Origin of the sequence: Escherichia sp. WS1451, from assembly GCF_046487365.1 — a bacterium.
Lineage (GTDB): Bacteria > Pseudomonadota > Gammaproteobacteria > Enterobacterales > Enterobacteriaceae > Escherichia > Escherichia coli.
On the sequence record NZ_JBJQJP010000005.1, the window covers coordinates 130126 to 150578 of the forward strand.

Consider the following 20453-nt stretch of genomic DNA (forward strand, 5'->3'; position numbering starts at 1 on the left):
TAAACGACCAATTTGACCGGAAACTTTAGCGAAAGACGCATAATCTGTCATCTATAAAACGGTAAACATTCTTTTTATATTCACGGTATTACTGATAAAAAACTCGCTCCCGCATAAAATTTACACTTGCACCCTGCGAAAAAACAGAATAAAAATACAATAATTTCGAATAATCATGCAAAGAGGTGTACCGTGGTAAAGGAACGTAAAACCGAGCTGGTCGAGGGATTCCGCCATTCGGTTCCCTATATCAATACCCACCGGGGAAAAACGTTTGTCATCATGCTCGGCGGTGAAGCCATTGAGCATGAGAATTTCTCCAGTATCGTTAATGATATCGGGTTGTTGCACAGCCTCGGCATCCGTCTGGTGGTGGTCTATGGCGCACGTCCGCAGATCGACGCAAATCTGGCTGCGCATCACCACGAACCGCTGTATCACAAGAATATACGTGTGACCGACGCCAAAACACTGGAACTGGTGAAGCAGGCTGCGGGAACATTGCAACTGGATATTACTGCTCGCCTGTCGATGAGTCTCAATAACACGCCGCTGCAGGGCGCGCATATCAACGTCGTCAGTGGCAATTTTATTATTGCCCAGCCGCTGGGCGTCGATGACGGCGTGGATTACTGCCATAGCGGGCGTATCCGGCGGATTGATGAAGACGCGATCCATCGTCAACTGGACAGCGGTGCAATAGTGCTAATGGGGCCGGTCGCTGTTTCAGTCACTGGCGAGAGCTTTAATCTGACCTCGGAAGAGATTGCCACTCAACTGGCCATCAAACTGAAAGCTGAAAAGATGATTGGTTTTTGCTCTTCCCAGGGCGTCACTAATGACGACGGTGATATTGTCTCCGAACTTTTCCCTAACGAAGCGCAAGCACGGGTAGAAGCCCAGGAAGAGAAAGGTGATTACAACTCCGGTACGGTGCGCTTTTTGCGTGGCGCAGTGAAAGCCTGCCGCAGCGGCGTGCGTCGCTGTCATTTAATCAGTTATCAGGAAGATGGCGCGCTGTTGCAAGAGTTGTTCTCACGCGACGGTATCGGTACGCAGATTGTGATGGAAAGCGCCGAGCAGATTCGTCGCGCAACAATCAACGATATTGGCGGTATTCTGGAGTTGATTCGCCCGCTGGAGCAACAAGGTATTCTGGTACGCCGTTCTCGCGAGCAGCTGGAGATGGAAATCGACAAATTCACCATTATTCAGCGCGATAACACGACTATTGCCTGCGCCGCGCTCTATCCGTTCCCGGAAGAAAAGATTGGGGAAATGGCCTGTGTGGCAGTTCACCCGGATTACCGCAGCTCATCACGGGGCGAGGTTCTGCTGGAACGCATTGCCGCTCAGGCGAAGCAGAGCGGCTTAAGCAAATTGTTTGTGCTGACCACGCGCAGTATTCACTGGTTCCAGGAACGTGGATTTACCCCAGTGGATATTGATTTACTGCCCGAGAGCAAAAAGCAGTTGTACAACTACCAGCGTAAATCCAAAGTGCTGATGGCGGATTTGGGGTAAGCGATGAAAATCGTCGGATGCGACATGCGTAACACTCGTGCGTCGCATCCGGCAATTACGTTTATCCCCGTGAACTAAACAACGCCGCCAGACCACTGCGCCGCTCAGTACGAGTGGCGATTGCCGCACTTAAAATGCGCTCATCGGCATACAGCGACAGACGGCGACGCGCGCGGGTCACCGCGGTGTAAACCAGCTCTCGCGTTACTACCGGCGTGCGTTGGCTCGGTAAAATCAACGCCGCATGGTCGAACTCCGATCCCTGCGATTTATGTACCGTCATCGCCCACGTCGTTTCGTGCTCTGGCAGGCGACTCGGTTGCACAGACTTAATATTGCCGTCCGGCATCGCAAACCAGACGCGCGTCCCCTGCCCACGATCCAGCGCAATACCGATATCGCCATTAAACAACCCAAGCGCGCTGTCATTACGGGCAATCATCACCGGTCGGCCTTCGTACCAACGAGAGTGCGGATTACGATGAATTTTGCGCTTCTGTTGCATAAACTGCTCAATTCGCTCATTCAGTCCAGCCACGCCAAACGGCCCTTCCCGCAGGGCGCACAAAAGCTGGTACTCATTGAACGCCTGAATGATTAAATCCGGCTCGGCACGCGCTTGCAGCAGATCCAGATAACGTCCGTAACCCGCAAGAGCTTCCTCAAGCATCGCAATATAATCTTCGCCGCTCTGTAAAAGCCGTTTTTCGATATCAGAAAAATCCTGCTGAAAAACGGTTTTCACTGCCGTTTTATCACCACGGTTGATCGCCGCAGCTAACTGACCAATGCCAGAATCGCTGCCGAAACGATAGCTTTTTTGCAGCAGGCAGAGACTGTCGCGTAAAGATGCCGCGTCTGTGCCAGTTCCTGCCGGAACGTGAGTTCCCGTCAGGCGGCTTAGCTGCCCGGCACGCTCGGCGGTAAAGCCGGCATTGGCATAAGCACAAATATCGCCCAGCACAGCCCCAGCCTCAACCGAGGCCAGTTGATCACGATCGCCGAGAAAGATCACTCGCGCATGATCGGGCAAGGCGTCTATCAGTCTCGACATCATCGGCAGATCGATCATTGACGCTTCATCTACTACCAGCACATCAAGATGCAGCGGGTTACCGGCATGATGACGTAAACGCTGGCTACCCGGCTGTGCGCCCAGCAATCGGTGCAAAGTACTGGCATCTTCCGGAATGCGTTTCTTTTGTTCATCGGTCAGCGGTAACTGGCGCAAAGCCTTGCCGAGAGATTCGGTTAAGCGCGCGGCAGCTTTACCCGTTGGTGCAGCCAGACGGATACGGCAGCGTTCTCCGTCGGCCATTTGAATTAAGGCTGCCAGCAACTTCGCTACGGTGGTCGTTTTACCGGTGCCAGGACCGCCGGAAATCACCGAAATCCGCCGCGTCAGCGCCACTGCTGCCGCCACTTTTTGCCAGTTAATGTCATCGCTTACTGGAAAAAGTTTGTCCAGGGTTTGCGCCAGTAGAGCTTCATCAACCTCAATGGCATGATTCACTTCGTTGAAAAAGCGTGCCACTGTGCGCTCGTTACACCACATGCGATTCAAATAAAGACGATCGCCACAGAGGATCATCGGCGTTGGTTCATCTCCCCGGCTGACCGCTTGTGAAGCCAGCAAGCATTCTTCCCAATTTTGTAGCTCACCGATTTCACTGACACAGGTCGCCAACAGCGGATGCGATGCCTCGTTATTTTCCAGTCGTGAAAGCGGCAAACAAACGTGTCCCTCTCCGGCATCATGACTTAACAGTGCCGCCGCGAGGGTGACGGCAGGATGTTCATCTCCCGCCACGGTCAGGGCAAACTGCACGTCCAGCGGGCGTAGCTGTTTGTGCTCCACAGCTTCCAGTAATTGCTTTTGCAATTTCATTACGCCTCCTCCAGGGTCATACCGGCAAACATCTCATCCATCAGGGCAATCAACCCGGCGTTGGGTCGGGTCTCGTAGATCCCTTGTTGCGGATGTTCTTTATCAACGCCACGCAGGAACAGATAAATAACGCCGCCAAAGTGGCGCTCATAGTCATAATCAGCAATACGATGGCGCAGATAACGGTGCAGCGCCAGGGTATAAAGCTGATATTGCAGATCATAGCGGTGTGCCTGCATTGCCGCTGCCATAGCCTGTTGGGTGTAAGCCGAACTGTCTTCACCCAACCAGTTGGATTTATAGTCGAGCAGGTAATAACGCCCTTCGTGGCGGAACACCAGGTCAATAAAGCCTTTTAACATTCCACGTACCTGCATGAACTCCAGCGGCGGGCAGCCAGCGGATAGCGGGTCAAACTGGCGAATTAGTGCATCAAGCTGGCTGGCGATAAGCGGTTCACTAATCGGCAGGTAAAACTCCATCTCCACCTGTTTATCGCGATCGGAAAGCTGATTCAGGCTAACACCCGTTTCATTGAGAGGTGCCTGGAGGACAGCCGTGATCCACTCAGTCAACACCGGTTCCCACTGCGGTTCAAAGCCGCCGAGCTCCAGTTTTTCCTGTACCCAGTTCGGGTCAACCGGCTGGGTAAAATCGAGGTCTTCAAACAAACTGTGCAAGAATGTCCCCGGTGACGCACCGCGCGGGAACTGATGCGGTGTTAACGTCGGTTCTTCAACGACGCTGACCACGCCTGCGGCATCAACATCCAACCGTGGCATCAGATCCTGAGCGATACCGTGACCACGCTGCTGCAAACCGGAGTAGCTGGTGACACGCCAGTTATCGCCGGGCAATCGTTGTAGCGTCCTCGCATTCAGTTCTGCAGTTAATGCATCATTAACCTGCCAGGGCTGGTTATCACCAGTTTGTGCCGTTTGCCAGGCAATATCATCATCGCATAACGCTTCAATACAGGTGCGAAGCCCTGCCGCATCTTGCGGTTCCCCTTTTTGCAGCAAACGCCCGAGCGCACTTTGGTGGACGTCGGTATCACCTTTTTTATCGCCACGACGGCGCACCAGCGGTGCAACGCCGAGACTGCAATGCCAAACCGAACGCGTCAGCGCCACGTAAAGCAAACGCAGATCTTCCGCCAGACGTTCGGCCTCCGCGAGGTCGACGCTTTCTGGCGCAGCATTAAGATCCAGAACAGCCTCAAACGAGTGGCGATCGTGATAAAACGCCTGATCCTGGACGCGGAAATTGGTGATAAACGGCAGCCAGACCAATGGATATTCCAGCCCTTTCGATTTGTGGATCGTGACAATCTGCACGAGATGTTTATCACTTTCGAGACGCATTTGTTGGCTGGAGGCATTACTGTCTGGCTCGAGGATATGTTGCGATAACCAGCGTACCAGCGCATGTTCACTTTCCAGCTGCGTGCCGGCTTCTTGTAGCAATTCGCTGATATGCAAGATATCGGTAAGACGCCGCTCACCGCCTGCTGTTGCCAGCAAGTTTTCTGCAATGTTACGCGCCGACATCAGCGCCCGCAGCATCGGCATAACGCCACGTTTGCGCCAGATTTGCCGATAACCATCGAACTCTTCGACTACTGCATCCCACGCATGTTCGTCATTATTCAGCGTTTCAATATCCAGCGCATTCAGCCCCATCATTGACGTTGCCAGCGCACTGCGCAGGGTGTTCTCACGTTCGGGTGTCATCACCGCCTGCAACAGCCAAAGCATCTCCTGTGCTTCCAGAGTTTCAAAAACACTGTCGCGGTTCGAAAGGTAAACGGAAGGGATTTCCAGCAGCGTTAAGGCATCGCGCACCTGAGCGGCCTCCTGGCGGCTGCGCACCAGCACACTGATGTCCGAAGCACGTACCGGACGTGCATCATCGCCGTTCATCAGCAACGCTTCCCCGCGCTGCCCAGCCTGTAACCAGTCGCGGATTTGCGCAGCACATACCTGCGCCATGGTACTTTGATAGTCGCCAACGCCGCAGCTTTCGCCTTCCATCAGCCACATTTTCATCGCAGGCTGCGTTTCACCTTTAAACACAAAACGTAACGCCTGATTTTTCCCGGCTGATTTCACTGGAATAAACGGTATTTCGCGAAACATGAACGCGTCATCAGTCTGGCTGAAAAGCTTGTTCACACTATTCACCATTCCCGGTGCGGAACGCCAGTTGGTGTCTAAAGTGTAGTGGGCGTGAACTTCGCTACGCGCCTTCATATAAGTGAAGATATCCGCACCCCGGAATGCATATATGGCCTGCTTCGGGTCGCCAATCAGCAACAATGCGGTTTCCGGCTGATGGTGCCAGATACGGCGAAAAATTCGGTACTGCTGGGGGTCGGTATCCTGAAATTCATCGATCATTGCCACCGGGAATCGCGTACGGATCGCCGCTGCCAATACCTCGCCGCTTTCACTACGCAGCGCGGAATCGAGCCGACTTAACATGTCATCAAAACCCAATTCGCCACGGCGGCGTTTTTCACGCGCTACTGTTTCGCGGATCTCAGCCAATGCGCGGGTGATCACCAGATCGCGGATCGACAATGGTTCTGCAAGCAGTTGATCGATCGCCTCAAACAGTGGATGTCGCGGGGTTTCCCCCCCGGCTTTCGTGCGATCTTCTAAGAAACGCTGAGAGAATTTTTCCAGCGACTCCGGTAACTGATAACTGTTGGTCTCTTCTTCTGCCCAGACGCTGATCTTGTCGATCCATTTAGCCTGATTGCTACGGTTAAACTTACGTCGATCAATACCAGAAGATTCGATCAGCGCATCCAGTTCACCCACTGCGTCGCGCCACTGCTGTTTTACCGTATCAATACGCGCCACAATTTGCGCGTGGCGGGAAGCCAACGTTTCATCATCGGGCGGCGGCGCTTTGATAACCGGCGCTTCGCCTTGCAGATAACGATTAATATCGCGCAGCAACGCCTGCGGCCCTTTCCAGGTTTCAAAGACCACCTGGGCAATTTCACGCGTCAGCGGGTAGCAGTGGCGACGCCAGAAATCGGCGCAGGCCTGGTAGCGTAGCAGAGACTCATCTTCAATCAGCTGCTGCTCAAACAGCATGCCGGATTCAAAGGCATTCAGGTTGAGCATGCGCTGGCAAAAACCGTGAATAGTAAAGACTGCCGCTTCATCCATCTGCCGTTCGGCTAACAACAACCACTGCGCGGCTTGCGCTTTATCGTCGATCTCTTCCAGCAGACGTGCATACAGCGGATTGTCAGTGGTTTCACGCAGACAGGCGATACGCAACTCGTGAATATTGCTACGGATACGACCGCGCAATTCTGCCGTGGCAGCCTCGGTAAAGGTGACCACCAGCAGTTCTTCAACGGTCAGCGGGCGGGGAAAGGCGGCGGAACCGCCTAGCCCAAGTAACAGGCGCAAATAGAGCGCTGCAATCGTAAAGGTTTTGCCTGTGCCGGCAGAGGCTTCAATCAGGCGCTCGCCCTGTAAGGGCAAGCGCAAAGGATCTAGTGTCTCGGCGACATCACTCATTCTTTTCACTCATCAGGGGCATTGTTTGCTGCAACGCGCTGACGTTCTCCCACACTTTCCAGCCTTCAGGATGCACATATTCGGCTTTCCCGTTCTGGCTGCCGGAAATCTGCGACAGAATAGCCATGCCTTGCGGCTCGACCACCGCCTGATGGAAGAAATCAGCAAGTTTTTGCGGCGTCAGCAGTTTTATCTGGGCCACGATTTTATCACGCGAATCGAAGCGCATATTGCCGCGATCGAAATCTTTACTTAACTTCGATGCTTCTTCGCCGAGCGTTTGCGGTGCCTGCAGCATCTGGGTTATTACCGCCTGCTGGATTTGCGCAAACTCTTCTGGCTTCATCGTCCGCAATTTTGCCTCTGCGGTTGGGAAAAACGCCTTGTAACGCTCCCACAAGAATGAAGGCTGTTTATCATTGCTTTGCAAAAGGAAGCCCATGCCCCACTGACGTCCCACGCTCATTGGAAACGCAAACACGGCATAGCCCAACTGTTCTTCGGTACGCAACTGATTGTAGAACCACGGCTGTACGATCTGCCCCAACAGAGAGCTATAGGCTGAGCTGGTGTATTCATCGTAGCCAGTCGGTACAAATACCGCTGCCAGTGCGGAGTCGGTGCTGTTACCGGCTTTTTCAAAGATGACGGATTGTTTTTTATCGACCACGACATCTTTGTTACGACACCACTCTGAACCATCAGCGCCCAACTGTTTTTGCACATCGCGTGCCAGCGTTGTTGCCTGAGCTTCGGTCATGTTGCCGATAACCATAAACTCTGGTCGAGCCCCTGATTTTAAGGCGTCGCGATAGGCCAGCACCTCTTTCAGAGTAATGGAGGGCAAAATTTTGCGCCGTTCATCTCGCGAGAAGTACGGCACTTGCGAGAGCATCTGCGCGGGCATAATCGCCTGCTCGAACGCCTTGCCCTTTTCTGCGGAATCCATCATCTGGTTATACCAGGACTTCGCCTGCTCAAGCTGATCTTCCGTAGCGGTATAGCTAAAGTAGCCCTCCAGCAAAGCCTGGAAAAGCTGCGGCAGACGCTGGGTGTAACCATTAGCATTAACCATAAGGCCGTTGTTAGCGTTGGTGGAAAAACTTATGCCACCAACCGACGCCTGGTTGCTTAACTGATCAAGCGCCAGCCCTGCGAGATAATCATTGAGCGCAAACATCACCTGATTGCGGGCGCTGTCCATGGCTTTCGGATTACGCAAAATCAGGCTGACATCAGCTTTGGGCTCACTGGCAAAATAACGGCTTGGCGCATACACCACGCGCAGATTCGACTCATCAACAATCAACTCTGGATGGTCGTATTTCTTCTCTGACTTAATCAGCGAGAAATCGTCAGGAATATAGGGGTTAAGCTCCGGTAAGGAGAGCGCAATATTGGCGGCTTTTTTCTGCCAGTCCGCGAAAGTTTGTTCGCTGATTTTATCGACTTGATACGGCGCATCGACAAAATAAGCCGTTTTATTGTGCGGCTCTTTCGGGCTGATATACCAGATACGCGCATTCTGCGGCGTCATCATCGCCAGACGTTCTTTTACTGCTTTAGCATCGTACCGATCAGCAATATTGACTGCATCCAGCGTATGCTCAACAGGAACGCGAATCATGGTATCTGCCAGCCATTCGACGTAATCCATATCACGGGTGATTGACGGATAACGGAAGTCGATATCCAGCACATTCGCCAGTTCATCGAAGTATTGTTTATCGATCCCTTTTTCACGTAACAGATTGAGGTAGCTAAAAATGGCCGCCACAACCTGATCGCGATTCGCCAGACCTTTATCGGTTAAAGACGCAGAGATCGCTAATACGCCGCTGTTGCCGTTGACGATAGGATCGGAATTGGCGCTAATGCCCTCAACTAATCCCTGCTTTTGCAGCCAGTCAGAAAGTGTACCTGGGCTGCGATTGCCAATCAGATAGGTAATCAATTCATCCGTTTTACTACGGAACTTCGCTGAGTTGTTCTCGATGCGAAACTCAACGCGCAGAACTTTACGCGGCAGCGCCGGGACGTAATGAATGATAATGCCCTTTTGCGCGTCGGTGACTACCGGCACGGTGATTTCCGGTTTTTTGCTCTCTTTGTTCGGCACGCGACCAAAGGTGTCCGCCGCCATTTTCGCCAACTCCGGCAACGGTTTATTGCTGTAAATAACCGCCTTCATCAGATTGGCGGAATAGTACTTCTCGTGGAAATCTTTCAGCGCCTGCTGTACCGGATTACCTGGTTTGTCGCTTAAAGTTTCGAGGTTACCACCAGAAAACTTTGAACCGGGGTGTGCCGGGTTAATGGTTTCTGCGCTGACCTGTGCCATGCGCATCCCGTCACGCGTACGCGCCATGGTTAATTCGGCATTCACTGCATTACGTTCACGTTCGGCGTATTTCTTGTCGAGCAAGGGTTCTGCAATAGCATCGGCCAGGCGGTCTACCGCACCGGGTAAGGCATCGTTCTCAACTTCCAGATAGAAAGCCGTGCGATACGGTGCCGTGCTGGCATTGTGACTGCCGCCGTGCATTTTGAGATATTCGGCCAGACTGTCAGCCTGCGGGTACTTTTTCGACCCCATCAGACTCATGTGTTCAAGGTAATGCGCCAGCCCCTGATACGCCTCGGGATCTTCCAGCGACCCAACGGGCACCACCAGCGCCGAGAGCGATTTAACCGCCTGCGGATCAGAAACCAGCAAGACCACCATACCGTTATCCAGACGTATAGCCTGATACTGGCGGTTATCTTTATCACTTTTACGGATGGTTTCCTGAATCGGCTGCCATCCCGTTTCTGCCTGACTTAAGGGTGCCCAAAGGGCAACAAACAACAATAATGCTTTGAACCAGATGCTGCGGGGCATTCACGGACCTCATAATCAACTTTATTTTCTGGCCAGATTCAACAGGTTAACGCAAATCATCTGCCAGAATTTAATCTTGTGCTGCACGAGTCAGCCTATGTCTATATATCCATCAGTCCGTGACTGGTGCGCATCATAAAGCAAGCAGATATATTGCGCAATTTTTATACAGCACTCATGACTGATTAAAGCGAAACAGCGGTAACAGGAAACGTTGCGACTGTTCAACGATGGCCTCCATTGTCTCTGGTGTTAATTGCCGCCAGAGCCGTTGATACCAGATATCATCACCTTCGCCACGCACCATCATGTTGCCTTCGTAAGCCTGAAGGAATTTCGTACGGGCTTTTTGTAACGTGGAATCGTCATCCAGCATGGCATCGTTTTGCGCGTCATAACAGGTTTTTAGCCACGCGCCGCCACTTTCAGGTAACACCAGCAATGGCGCGGACATTCCTTCACGATACCCCTCAATCAGTTGTGAGAGGTAATGCAAAGCCTGTTCGGCTGCAAGCGGCGGAAAACGCCACTCGCCGTCTTTGCGTAGAAAAAGGCGACTTTCACCATTACCACCGCTGGCACAGTAGACAAGGTGTTCCAGCCAAAGTTGCATTCCCTGCGCCACACTTAATAAAGAGGGACGCCAGCGCAACAGGCCATCCGGCTGCACCTGCGGCAACCAGCCAGCTATCTGCACACCGTTGCAGGCGAGATCAATTTCCATACTCTGCCCCGGCTGGCGACAGGCAATGACTCTGTCGGCAAGCTGCTGCATCTCCTGGCACTGTGTTTCCCAGAAAATTTCACCAAAAGCGCCATACGGTAAATCCCCTGCCGCCCGGAAGCGACGGAACAAGCGTTCGGCATCATCTTGCTCGACCAGAGCATTCAATAACTGCTGATTGATTTGATAACGGCTAAGCCCTTCCAGAATAAATGGCTCGGTGTCGGGGATTTCGCTGTCTTCGGTACGGAAGTTCACCTGCAAACGCATCTGGAAAAATGCCCGCACCGGATGTGCCCAGAATCGTTGTAGCGTTTCCAGCGGCACGGTTTCCGGTAAGGTAAACGGCAGCGGCTGAACAAATTCAGAATGTGCTTTACCAGCCTGGCTGGCCGCAGGTAGCCATTCACGAGCATAGCTTTGTCGTTCGCCTGGCTGGTAGTTTTGCGGATCAAACGGCATCCGGGTATGGAGGCAAGTAAGATGCGCTTTTACCCTTGCCTCGCTTTCATCACAGTTGAGCGCTTCATCGCCCGGTAGATAATGGCTTTGCCCGATGTAGTCGATCAGTTCCTGCACCAGTACCGACGGGAAACGTTCACTGTTATCCTGAATAGAACGCCCGATATAGCTGATATAGAGTTTTTGCTGCGCGGAAATTAACGCTTCCAGGAACAGATAGCGGTCGTCATCGCGACGGCTACGGTCGCCACGCTTCGGTTTCTGGCTCATCAGGTCAAAGCCCAATGGCGCAAGCTGGCGTGGATAAACGCCGTCGTTCATTCCCAGCAGGCAAACCACTTTGAATGGGATGGAACGCATTGGCATCAGAGTACAAATGTTAACCGGTCCGGCGAGAAAACGCTGGCTGATACGTTCCTGATCCAGGCGCTGTGCCAGTTCATCACGCAATAGTGACAGCGGCACCGCGTCGCCATACTGCGCACCTAAACCTTCGGCGATAATCGCCTGCCATTGTTGTTCGATCAGCGTCATCGCCGCTTCGGTTTCCGCATCCGGCAGGAAGAAGGCGTTGAGCATATCGCGACAAACCGGCAACCACTCTTCCAGCGGACGCTCCTGCGCCAGCCCGCGACGCCAGATGTTTAGCTGCATTAGCAGTGAAGCCAGATGCCCCACCAGTTCTGCAATTAAGCCGCTCGATTCATCATAAGGTAGAACCGATTGCCACTCGCCCTGCGCGCTCTCCATCGCGTAGCCCAGCAACATGCGCGTCAGGCCAAACCGCCAGGTGTGTTGACCGGTAGCGGGGAGTTCCAGCTCGCGAACGTTGTCGTCATCTATCCCCCAACGAATGCCAGACTCGTTGACCCACTGGCGTAAATAACGCAGCCCTTCTTCGGTGATGTCAAACCGCGCCGCCAGCACCGGCACATCCAGTAATGCCAGAACGTCCTCCGACACAAAGCGGCTGTCTGGCAACGATAACAGGCTGATAAACGCTTCAAGTACAGGATGCGACTGCCGCGCCCGACGGTCGGAAATGGCGTAAGGTAGGTAACGATCCGCAGGTGCGCTACCAAACACAGCCTGAATAAACGGACTGTAGCTGTCGATGTCGGCCACCATCACAATGATGTCGCGCGGAGTGAGTGTCGGATCTTCTTCCAACATCGCCAGCAGGCGATCGTGTAAAACTTCAACTTCACGCTGTGGGCTATGGCAAACGTGGAAGGTGATACTGCTATCCAGTGGATCAAGCGGGCGTTTGTTATCGCTACGGGAAAACTCTTCGATGTTCACACCAGCAACGGCGCGGTTTTCCAGTTCCAGAATGTCAGACTGAATGTTATGCAGCAGGTTATCTGGCGTCACATCGACAAAAGCGTCCAGCTCCTGGCTGCTCTCCAGATCAGAAAGGAGATAAATGTAGTCGCGTCCAAGCTTGCCCCATGAGGCCAGCAGCGGGTTGCCGACATCCTGTTCACCATCGCTGTTAAAGAGCTGCCCGGCATTTTCGCTGTCGCGAAATAGCGGTAATTCGCGATCTTCAAAACTGTGTCGGCGCTGGCGAGTCAGCAGTTTCGCCAGATAAGCAGGATCTTTAATGTCGCCCCAGTAATAACGGCAGGGGTTGGTAAACAGGAGATGGATTTCAATATGTTTACCCAGCGCCTGTAGCGCCTGGAGATAAACAGGCGGTAACGCGGAAATACCGCATATAAAGACGCGCGAAGGTAGCCCCGGCGGGCAGGTCGTCGCGGACTCCAGCGTTTCGATAAAGCGCTGATAGAGATTGGCGCGGTGCCAGCGCGGTTGCCCGAGTTGATGGGTATATTCCACCAACGCCTTCCACAACGGCGCTTGCCAGGCCTGTGCTTCTCCCAGCCCTTCAACCAAATGTCCTGTTTCCCACTGTGCCAGCCAGTCCGGACGATAGACCAGATACTGGTCAAACAGGTCCGCCGCTTTTGAAGAAAGCTGGAACAGTTTTCGCTTGTCGCTATCGTCAGTCAGATAATGCCGCAACAGGGTAAAGTCTTCGCGATCCAGCAATTGCGGCAACAGAGTCATCAGTTTCCAGCTCATGCTCTGTTTGTTAAAGGCGCTCTCTTTGGGGATCTCCGGTAACACCCGGACGAACATATCCCAGATAAAGCTCGCAGGCAGCGGAAAATCAATGTTTGCCGCAATACCAAACTTTTGCGACAGGGTCATTTGCAGCCACTGCGCCATACCGGTACTTTGCACCAGAATCATCTCTGGTTCGAAAGGATCGTCCAGCCGTTCGCGTTCGACAATAAACTCCATCAACGCTTCCAGCACGTCCAGACGATTGGAATGGTAGACCCTTAACATAGCGGCTCCTGACTACTGACGATTCGGGCAATGCAGGCGGGTCATCTCGCCTTCTCTGCCCCCGGGTGAAACTAGCGTAACGCTGATGCTGACACATCCCGCCTGCGATGTCTGCATTCGGTTGACCTGCCAGTTGGCAGGTGGCGAAATCGCACGCAGTTGCGTTTGCTGCCAGCCATGCCGCCAGAGCTGTTGGTACTGGTTTCTGCTGGCAAGACTGTTCATTAATGTTCGCTGGAAACCCGATAACGCAGTGACAATCATCACCATCAACACCATCGCCAACATTACCTCCGGCAGGCTAAAGCCTTGTTGATTCTTCAGGGAAGCTGACATAACGCCCTCTCTTTCAGCGGACAAAAATCGCTCCAGCCGCGTGGCGAAAAAACAATGTTTCCATCGATGACTTCGCCTGTTCGCCACAACGAAACGCCTTCATAACCGGCAATCAATAAAGCCTCATTATCTGCCAATAAACGCAGACAAACCCGGGCACCGGTGGCAGCGTACAGTAAGCACTGAACTGCTGGCTGCGTCTGCCAGGAGTGCATTTTTCCCCACTCCAGCGCCGACTGAACGATGGCATGGCGGCGCAATGACTGACTTTCCATGCTCACGCGAGAGGCAAAACTGCGATCCTGTTGGCTCATTCCTTGTAATAGCAAGCTACCCAAAATCAGCAGCATCAGGACCAGAGCCAGTGACGAGACACCCTTTTCGCGGTTCACAGGTTGGATCCTGTCACGCTATAGCTGGCATCCACCACGGTTTGCGGATCAGCCTTGCTGGCAGCGTGCATATTAACCGTCAACACCGGCGAGAAGCCGCTGACATCCTGACGTACGACCTGAAAAGTGTCGATAATGATGGCATCCGGATTAGTGACTTTATCCCAGCCCTTACCTTCACAGGATGTCGCACCGCGTAGCGTTTCCAGCACATGCTCCTTCAGACGAAATCCAATCTGGTCGGACTCTTTTACCGGTTCGCGATCCCAGATACCGTTACTGTTCGCATCCCACTGCACAATGACACAGTCACCCTGTCCGACAATTTCCAGCCCTTCGCCGGTACAGCTGCCATGACAATAACCCGCCCTCTGGAGATGCTTCGCAACGGTAAATACCCGCAGCCAGATTTCATCTTCCAGCGCCAGCTTACGGGTGCTCGTTAAACTGTCACGCTGTAACGCAGGCAGAAAGCGTGCAGCCCCCAGCAACAATACGCTACTGATCGCCATAGCAATCAACACTTCCAGCAGAGAAAAACCTTGCTCTTTTACAGGCATCCTTCTGTTTCTCCTTGCTGACAAAGCCGGAGTCTTCCCCACGGCGAAACCACCAGCCACCACTCGCCCGTTGAGTTTTTGAAGCGAATATGCCCGGCCCATGCGGTATTGCGCAGGCCAAAGAAAGCAAGCGAAGGTGTCAGATCGCTCATTTCGACTTCGGGCCAGCGTGGCACAAAGACCAATGGTGAACTGCCATGACAGGTATTGGCCCCAGCAGCGGAACTCACAAGGCACCATAACGTCCCCTCCCTGATAACACTGATACTGTGGTCGCGGTTATGCCAGTTGGCATCTTCACGTAAATAGAGCAAATAGTCCCGCGCCTGGCTGGCGGTTTGCCAAAGCCGTTGCGACTGCTGCCAATATTGCCAGCCATAGAGCCCACTTGCGCTTAGCATGACCAGAATCAGCATCGCGACCAGCGTTTCAATCAGCGTATAACCACGTTGTGTTTTCATGCCGGCAGTATGGAGCGAGGAGAAAAAAAGACGAGGGCCAGTTTCTATTTCTTCGGCGCATCTTCCGGACTATTTACGCCGTTGCAGGACATTGCAAAATTTCGGGAAGGCGTCTCGAAGAATTTAACGGAGGGTAAAAAAAACCGACGCACACTGGCGTCGGCTCTGGCAGGATGTTTCGTAATTAGATAGCCACCGGCGCTTTAATGCCCGGATGCGGATCGTAGCCTTCAATCTCAAAGTCTTCGAAACGGTAGTCGAAGATGGATTCGGGTTTACGTTTGATAATCAACTTCGGCAGCGGACGCGGTTCGCGGCTTAATTGCAGATGAGTTTGATCCATATGATTGCTGTACAGGTGCGTATCGCCACCGGTCCAGACAAAATCACCCACTTCCAGATCGCACTGCTGCGCCATCATATGCACCAGTAACGCGTAGCTGGCAATGTTGAACGGCAGGCCGAGGAAGACGTCACAGGAGCGCTGATAAAGCTGGCAAGAGAGTTTGCCGTCTGCCACATAGAACTGGAAGAATGCATGGCACGGTGCCAGCGCCATTTTATCCAGTTCGCCTACGTTCCACGCTGAAACAATAATGCGGCGCGAATCCGGGTCGTTTTTCAGCTGGTTCAGTACCGTAGTGATCTGGTCAATATGACGACCATCTGGCGTTGGCCAGGCGCGCCACTGTTTACCATACACTGGCCCGAGGTCGCCGTTTTCATCGGCCCATTCGTCCCAGATGGTGACATTGTTTTCGTGTAGATAAGCAATGTTAGTGTCGCCCTGCAGAAACCACAGCAGTTCATGGATGATGGAACGCAGGTGGCAACGTTTAGTTGTCACCAGCGGGAATCCATCCTGCAGGTTAAAACGCATCTGATGACCAAAAATGGAAAGCGTTCCGGTTCCGGTACGGTCGTTTTTCTGTGTGCCTTCGTCGAGCACTTTTTGCATCAGTTCTAAATACTGTTTCATGGTTCCTCAGGAAACGTGTTGCTGTGGGCTGCGACGATATGCCCAGACCATCATGATCACACCCGCGACAATCATCGGGATGGAAAGAATTTGCCCCATGCTAATGTACTGCACCCAGGCACCAGTAAACTGCGCGTCGGGCTGGCGGAAAAACTCAACAATGATGCGAAACGCGCCGTAACCAATCAGGAACAAACCTGAGACAGCTCCCATTGGGCGCGGTTTACGAATATACAGGTTGAGGATAATAAACAGCACCACACCTTCCAGCAGCAGCTCGTAAAGCTGTGATGGGTGGCGCGGCAGCACACCGTAAGTGTCGAAAATGGATTGCCACTGCGGGTTGGTTTGCAGCAGCAAAATATCTTCTGTACGGGAGCCAGGGAACAGCATGGCAAACGGGAAGTTCGGGTCAACGCGGCCCCACAATTCACCGTTAATAAAGTTGCCCAGACGCCCGGCACCAAGACCAAACGGAATGAGTGGTGCGATAAAATCAGAAACCTGGAAGAAGGAACGTTTAGTACGACGGGCGAAGATAATCATCACCACGATAACGCCAATCAGGCCGCCGTGGAAGGACATGCCGCCGTCCCAGACACGGAACAGATACAGCGGATCGGCCATAAACTGCGGGAAATTGTAGAACAGAACATAACCAATACGTCCACCGAGGAAGACGCCGAGGAAGCCCGCATAGAGTAAGTTTTCAACTTCATTTTTGGTCCAGCCGCTGCCCGGACGATTCGCCCGACGTGTTGCCAGCCACATTGCAAAAATGAAACCCACCAGATACATCAGGCCGTACCAGTGAAGCGCCACGGGTCCTATTGAGAAAATGACCGGATCAAACTCCGGAAAATGCAGATAGCTACTGGTCATCTGTCACCACAAGTTCTTGTTATTTCGCTGAAAGAGAACAGCGATTGAAATGCGCGCCGCAGGTTTCAGGCGCTCCAAAGGTGCGAATAATAGCACAAGGGGACCAGGCTGGTTGCCGGATACCGTTAAAAGATATGTATATGATCCGCGCTATAACCCTCCGCGAATCAGCCCGCCCATGCCGCGACGCTCCATAAAGGCTGCAACCTGATGGCGAACTTCGGTCGCCAGTTGCGCTTCCAGACTACGCTGCGCAAGATTTTCTGCTTCAGCAAAATCAATGCGCCGCAGCAGGTATTTTACGCGCGCTACAGAACGTCCGTTCATAGACAGATGGCGATACCCAAGCCCAATGAGGATTGCCACGCACATGGGATCGCCCGCCATTTCACCGCACAAACGGAGATCGATTCCATGTATTTCCGCTTCCCGGGCGATCATCGCCAGAGCTCGTAACATTGCAGGATGAAGACTGTCATAAATGTTCGCCACCCGGGTATTGTTGCGATCAACGGCCAGGATGTATTGCGTCAGATCGTTGGTGCCAACAGAGATGAAATCGACCCGCTTTGCCAGATGCGGCAGCATAAATACCATTGACGGCACTTCCAGCATGATGCCGATACGTGGTTTGGGAATTTCGTAACCGATCATCTCCTCGACTTCACGTCCGGCACGTTCAATCAGGCGGCGTGCTTCGTCAACTTCATCGAGGCTTGTGACCATCGGCAACAGAATATTCAGGTTGCCCGTAGCGGCATTAGCACGCAGCATCGCCCGCACCTGGATCAAGAAGATCTCCGGCTGATCGAGCGTAATGCGAATCCCACGCCAACCCAGGCATGGATTCTCTTCGCTGATCGGCATGTAAGGCAGCTGCTTATCTGCTCCGACATCCAGCGTACGCAAGGTGACGGGTTTATCATTAAACATTTGCAGCATCCCCTGATACTGCGCCACCTGTTCTTCTTCCGACGGAAAACCACTTTGCAGCATGAATGGGATTTCAGTGCGATAAAGTCCTATGCCATCAATACGGCTGCCCAGTTTTTCTTCATGTTCCGGGCTTAAACCGGCATTGAGCATGACTTTAATGCGCTCGCCGCTTTTTAACTGGGCGGGTAAATTGACGTCATCTTCCGCCAGACGGCTAAGCTCAATCTCTTCACTAATTAGCCGCTGATATTCTTGCAGCAGTACCGGCTCCGGATCGACCAGCAATTCACCGCGATAACCATCGACGATCAGCGTCCGACGATGCAGCACCGAAGGCTGAATATCCGCGCCCATCACGGTAGGGATCCCCAGCGCACGTACCATGATCGCAGCATGGGAGTTGGCAGCGCCATCGCGCACGACAACACCGACTAAGCGATCCTGGGGCAGCTCAGCAAGCGTTGTCGCTGACAGTTCATCTGCCACCAGAATGAAACGTTCCGGCCAGGCGTTCGGCCCTTGATTAGCGTCATCAAGATGAAACAGCAATCGCTGGCCCAGCGCACGTAAATCGCCAGCCCGCTCTTTGAGATAGTTATCGCTTAGCGCGGCAAACTGTTCGGCAAATTTTTCAATGACCGTTTTTACCGCCCACTCTGCCACCGAGCCTTTATCAACCTCGGCAAACAATTCGCGACGCAGCCGGGTATCCGAAAGCAGGTGTGAGTAAAGATCGAAAATAGCCGCCGTTTCTTTTTGTGCACCGGCAGCAAAGCGTTTGCTATAACGGCGAAACTCGTTTGCCGCTTCTTCCAGCGCCCCGGTCAGTCGTTCGCGTTCCAGAGCCGGATCCAGCGTTGATGCCTGATACACCTGTTCCATTAAAGGTAACGTGGCATCCTGCCAGCCTTCGGCAATCGCCACACCAGGTGCTGCCGGTAATGCGCGGATTCGCGTCTGGCGATATTGCCCAAACAAGGCAGTCAACTGCGACTGAGAAAGAATAGCTGCCATCTGGGTGGCAAGCGTCACCAGGAAGGATTCTTCACTTTCGTCATACTGGCGCAACTCTCGTTGCTGTACCACCAGTACACCAAGCAACTGGCGACGTTGAATAATTGGTACGCCTAAAAATGCGCGGAAACGTTCTTCTTTTACGGAGGGGACGTATTTGAAGCTGGGGTGCTTTTGCGCATCTGCAAGGTTTATCGGTTCCGCCAGCCTGCCAACCAGGCCGACGATCCCTTCATCAAACGCGAGCGTTACAGTGCGACCGCGTGGTTTTTTCAGCCCCCGGGTCGCCATCAGGTAGTAACAACGTCGATCATGATCGGCAAGGTAAACCGAACAGACCTCGGTATCCATCGCAAGACAGATGTCGGTAACCAGAATATTTAACGCCTCATTCAGGCGTGGTGCGCTGGCTACCTTTTCGACTATTTCGCGCAGGCGAGTGAGCATAATTGGCGTGACTTAACCTCTTTTACGTCGATAAGCAGATGCGTTTTGTGGTTTTGGCGTATTTTCCTGCAGTGACATCACCACACTCGCGAACTCTTTCATTACCCTACGGTAGACATCACGTTTAAATGACACCACCTGTCTGACCGGATACCAGTAACTTACCCATCGCCAGCCGTCAAACTCTGGTGTACTGCTGGTTTGCATATTGATTTCTGCATCGCCGCTCACCAGCTGCAAGAGAAACCATTTTTGTTTTTGGCCGATACAAACCGGCTTCGTGTCCCAACGCACCAAACGTTTCGGTAATTTGTAGCGCAACCAGTTACGCGTTGAAGCAAGGATTCGAACGTCTTTACGGCTTAATCCTACTTCTTCAAACAATTCACGGTACATCGCCTGCTCTGCGGATTCTCCGGGGTTGATTCCGCCTTGCGGAAATTGCCAGGAGTGCTGACCAAATCGCCGGGCCCACATTACCTGCCCCTGGCGATTACAAATCACGATACCTACGTTTGGGCGGTAGCCATCGTCATCAATCACCGGACTACCTCAAAATAAAGCTTTATATACGAATGATTGTTTCATACTCCAGGAAGACGGTAAACCACTCTCTGCAGGGCATTACACACTAATAACAATTGAATAACTCACAGTTATGTGCAGAGTTATAAACAGAGGAAGGGGTGGATAGCCGTTTTTATTCACCTTTTCTGTGGATAGAGTTGTGAAGAACTACGGAATTACTACGGGAAAACCCGGAGCATTCTGAATAAGCCCGATATAGACATTTTAAAATATTCATTATCAGTCAATGCATTACATGTAATTTTAGTAATAAAAAAGAGTAATTCGTGACCCAGGTCACACCTCTCATTTACGGGTTGGCGAAAGATCAACCAATGCCGTATTTATCCACAGAATGTGCCACTAAGTTAAGCACTGAACCACTAAAAACTGGAGTTTCGTCGCACGTCAAGGCTGTAAATGGAAACAGTAGTGGAGGTTTTTCACAGTTATCCCAGCTTTCTGTGGATAACATGGTGTAAGATCCTGTTTATTTTCAG

At 52.6% G+C, this 20453-nt stretch carries 14 protein-coding genes; 1 reads left to right on the forward strand and 13 read right to left on the reverse strand.

Annotated elements, in window-relative coordinates:
• Positions 1–192 precede the first annotated feature (192 nt).
• Entirely contained in the window at positions 193–1524 is a 1332-nt protein-coding gene (gene argA / locus ACJHX7_RS09075; protein WP_000237947.1) for an amino-acid N-acetyltransferase, read from the forward strand.
• Between the two features lie 61 nt (positions 1525–1585).
• On the opposite strand, the gene recD is transcribed toward argA, so the two are convergent.
• The 13 genes from recD to ygdT all read right to left on the reverse strand — a co-directional run bounded on the left by recD (position 1586) and on the right by ygdT (position 20428).
• Positions 1586–3412 carry an exodeoxyribonuclease V subunit alpha gene (gene recD, locus ACJHX7_RS09080; protein ID WP_094030017.1) on the reverse strand — a complete coding sequence of 609 codons (1827 nt, stop codon included), beginning with the start codon at positions 3410–3412 and terminating at the stop codon, positions 1586–1588.
• Positions 3412–6954: an exodeoxyribonuclease V subunit beta gene (gene recB / locus ACJHX7_RS09085; protein WP_094030018.1), complete on the reverse strand. Its 3543-nt coding sequence runs from the start codon at positions 6952–6954 to the stop codon at positions 3412–3414. Before recB ends, recD begins: the two co-directional genes overlap by 1 nt.
• Positions 6947–9835 (reverse strand): pitrilysin, encoded by a 2889-nt coding sequence (ptrA, locus tag ACJHX7_RS09090; RefSeq protein WP_094030019.1) that lies wholly within the window; start codon positions 9833–9835, stop codon positions 6947–6949. Before ptrA ends, recB begins: the two co-directional genes overlap by 8 nt.
• Positions 9836–10010: 175 nt before the next feature.
• Positions 10011–13379 (reverse strand): exodeoxyribonuclease V subunit gamma, encoded by a 3369-nt coding sequence (recC, locus tag ACJHX7_RS09095; protein WP_094030020.1) that lies wholly within the window; start codon positions 13377–13379, stop codon positions 10011–10013.
• A 12-nt stretch (positions 13380–13391) separates the two neighbouring features.
• Positions 13392–13715, reverse strand: coding sequence for a prepilin-type N-terminal cleavage/methylation domain-containing protein (locus tag ACJHX7_RS09100; RefSeq protein ID WP_001276460.1), 324 nt, complete (start codon positions 13713–13715; stop codon positions 13392–13394).
• Positions 13700–14107, reverse strand: coding sequence for a DUF2509 family protein (locus ACJHX7_RS09105; protein ID WP_022646060.1), 408 nt, complete (start codon positions 14105–14107; stop codon positions 13700–13702). The genes ACJHX7_RS09100 and ACJHX7_RS09105 overlap by 16 nt, the downstream gene beginning before the upstream one ends.
• Positions 14104–14667 (reverse strand): prepilin peptidase-dependent protein, encoded by a 564-nt coding sequence (locus tag ACJHX7_RS09110; RefSeq protein ID WP_022646061.1) that lies wholly within the window; start codon positions 14665–14667, stop codon positions 14104–14106. The genes ACJHX7_RS09105 and ACJHX7_RS09110 overlap by 4 nt, the downstream gene beginning before the upstream one ends.
• Positions 14658–15128 carry a prepilin peptidase-dependent protein gene (locus tag ACJHX7_RS09115; RefSeq protein WP_000857051.1) on the reverse strand — a complete coding sequence of 157 codons (471 nt, stop codon included), beginning with the start codon at positions 15126–15128 and terminating at the stop codon, positions 14658–14660. The genes ACJHX7_RS09110 and ACJHX7_RS09115 overlap by 10 nt, the downstream gene beginning before the upstream one ends.
• 184 nt (positions 15129–15312) lie before the next feature.
• A complete protein-coding gene (gene thyA / locus ACJHX7_RS09120) occupies positions 15313–16107 on the reverse strand; it encodes a thymidylate synthase (RefSeq protein WP_000816232.1) in 795 nt (264 codons plus the stop codon).
• 6 nt (positions 16108–16113) lie between these two features.
• On the reverse strand, positions 16114–16989 hold the full coding sequence (gene lgt / locus ACJHX7_RS09125; RefSeq protein WP_000204658.1) for a prolipoprotein diacylglyceryl transferase: 876 nt from the start codon (positions 16987–16989) through the stop codon (positions 16114–16116).
• Between the two features lie 150 nt (positions 16990–17139).
• Positions 17140–19386, reverse strand: coding sequence for a phosphoenolpyruvate--protein phosphotransferase (ptsP, locus tag ACJHX7_RS09130; RefSeq protein WP_000957936.1), 2247 nt, complete (start codon positions 19384–19386; stop codon positions 17140–17142).
• Positions 19387–19398: 12 nt separating this feature from the next.
• Positions 19399–19929, reverse strand: coding sequence for an RNA pyrophosphohydrolase (gene rppH / locus ACJHX7_RS09135; protein ID WP_000564489.1), 531 nt, complete (start codon positions 19927–19929; stop codon positions 19399–19401).
• 352 nt (positions 19930–20281) lie between these two features.
• A complete protein-coding gene (gene ygdT / locus ACJHX7_RS09140) occupies positions 20282–20428 on the reverse strand; it encodes a protein YgdT (protein WP_000953278.1) in 147 nt (48 codons plus the stop codon).
• Positions 20429–20453 lie beyond the last annotated feature (25 nt).

What these genes read in the sequence shown, in the direction of transcription:
- recD (WP_094030017.1), bottom strand. Translation starts at nt 3,412, where the DNA reads ATGAAATTGCAAAAGCAATTACTGGAAGCTGTGGAGCACAAACAGCTA.
- ptrA (WP_094030019.1), bottom strand. Translation starts at nt 9,835, where the DNA reads ATGCCCCGCAGCATCTGGTTCAAAGCATTATTGTTGTTTGTTGCCCTT.
- ygdT (WP_000953278.1), bottom strand. Translation starts at nt 20,428, where the DNA reads ATGTTATCCACAGAAAGCTGGGATAACTGTGAAAAACCTCCACTACTG.
- ACJHX7_RS09100 (WP_001276460.1), bottom strand. Translation starts at nt 13,715, where the DNA reads ATGTCAGCTTCCCTGAAGAATCAACAAGGCTTTAGCCTGCCGGAGGTA.
- recB (WP_094030018.1), bottom strand. Translation starts at nt 6,954, where the DNA reads ATGAGTGATGTCGCCGAGACACTAGATCCTTTGCGCTTGCCCTTACAG.
- ptsP (WP_000957936.1), bottom strand. Translation starts at nt 19,386, where the DNA reads ATGCTCACTCGCCTGCGCGAAATAGTCGAAAAGGTAGCCAGCGCACCA.
- lgt (WP_000204658.1), bottom strand. Translation starts at nt 16,989, where the DNA reads ATGACCAGTAGCTATCTGCATTTTCCGGAGTTTGATCCGGTCATTTTC.
- ACJHX7_RS09110 (WP_022646061.1), bottom strand. Translation starts at nt 14,667, where the DNA reads ATGCCTGTAAAAGAGCAAGGTTTTTCTCTGCTGGAAGTGTTGATTGCT.
- recC (WP_094030020.1), bottom strand. Translation starts at nt 13,379, where the DNA reads ATGTTAAGGGTCTACCATTCCAATCGTCTGGACGTGCTGGAAGCGTTG.
- ACJHX7_RS09115 (WP_000857051.1), bottom strand. Translation starts at nt 15,128, where the DNA reads ATGAAAACACAACGTGGTTATACGCTGATTGAAACGCTGGTCGCGATG.
- thyA (WP_000816232.1), bottom strand. Translation starts at nt 16,107, where the DNA reads ATGAAACAGTATTTAGAACTGATGCAAAAAGTGCTCGACGAAGGCACA.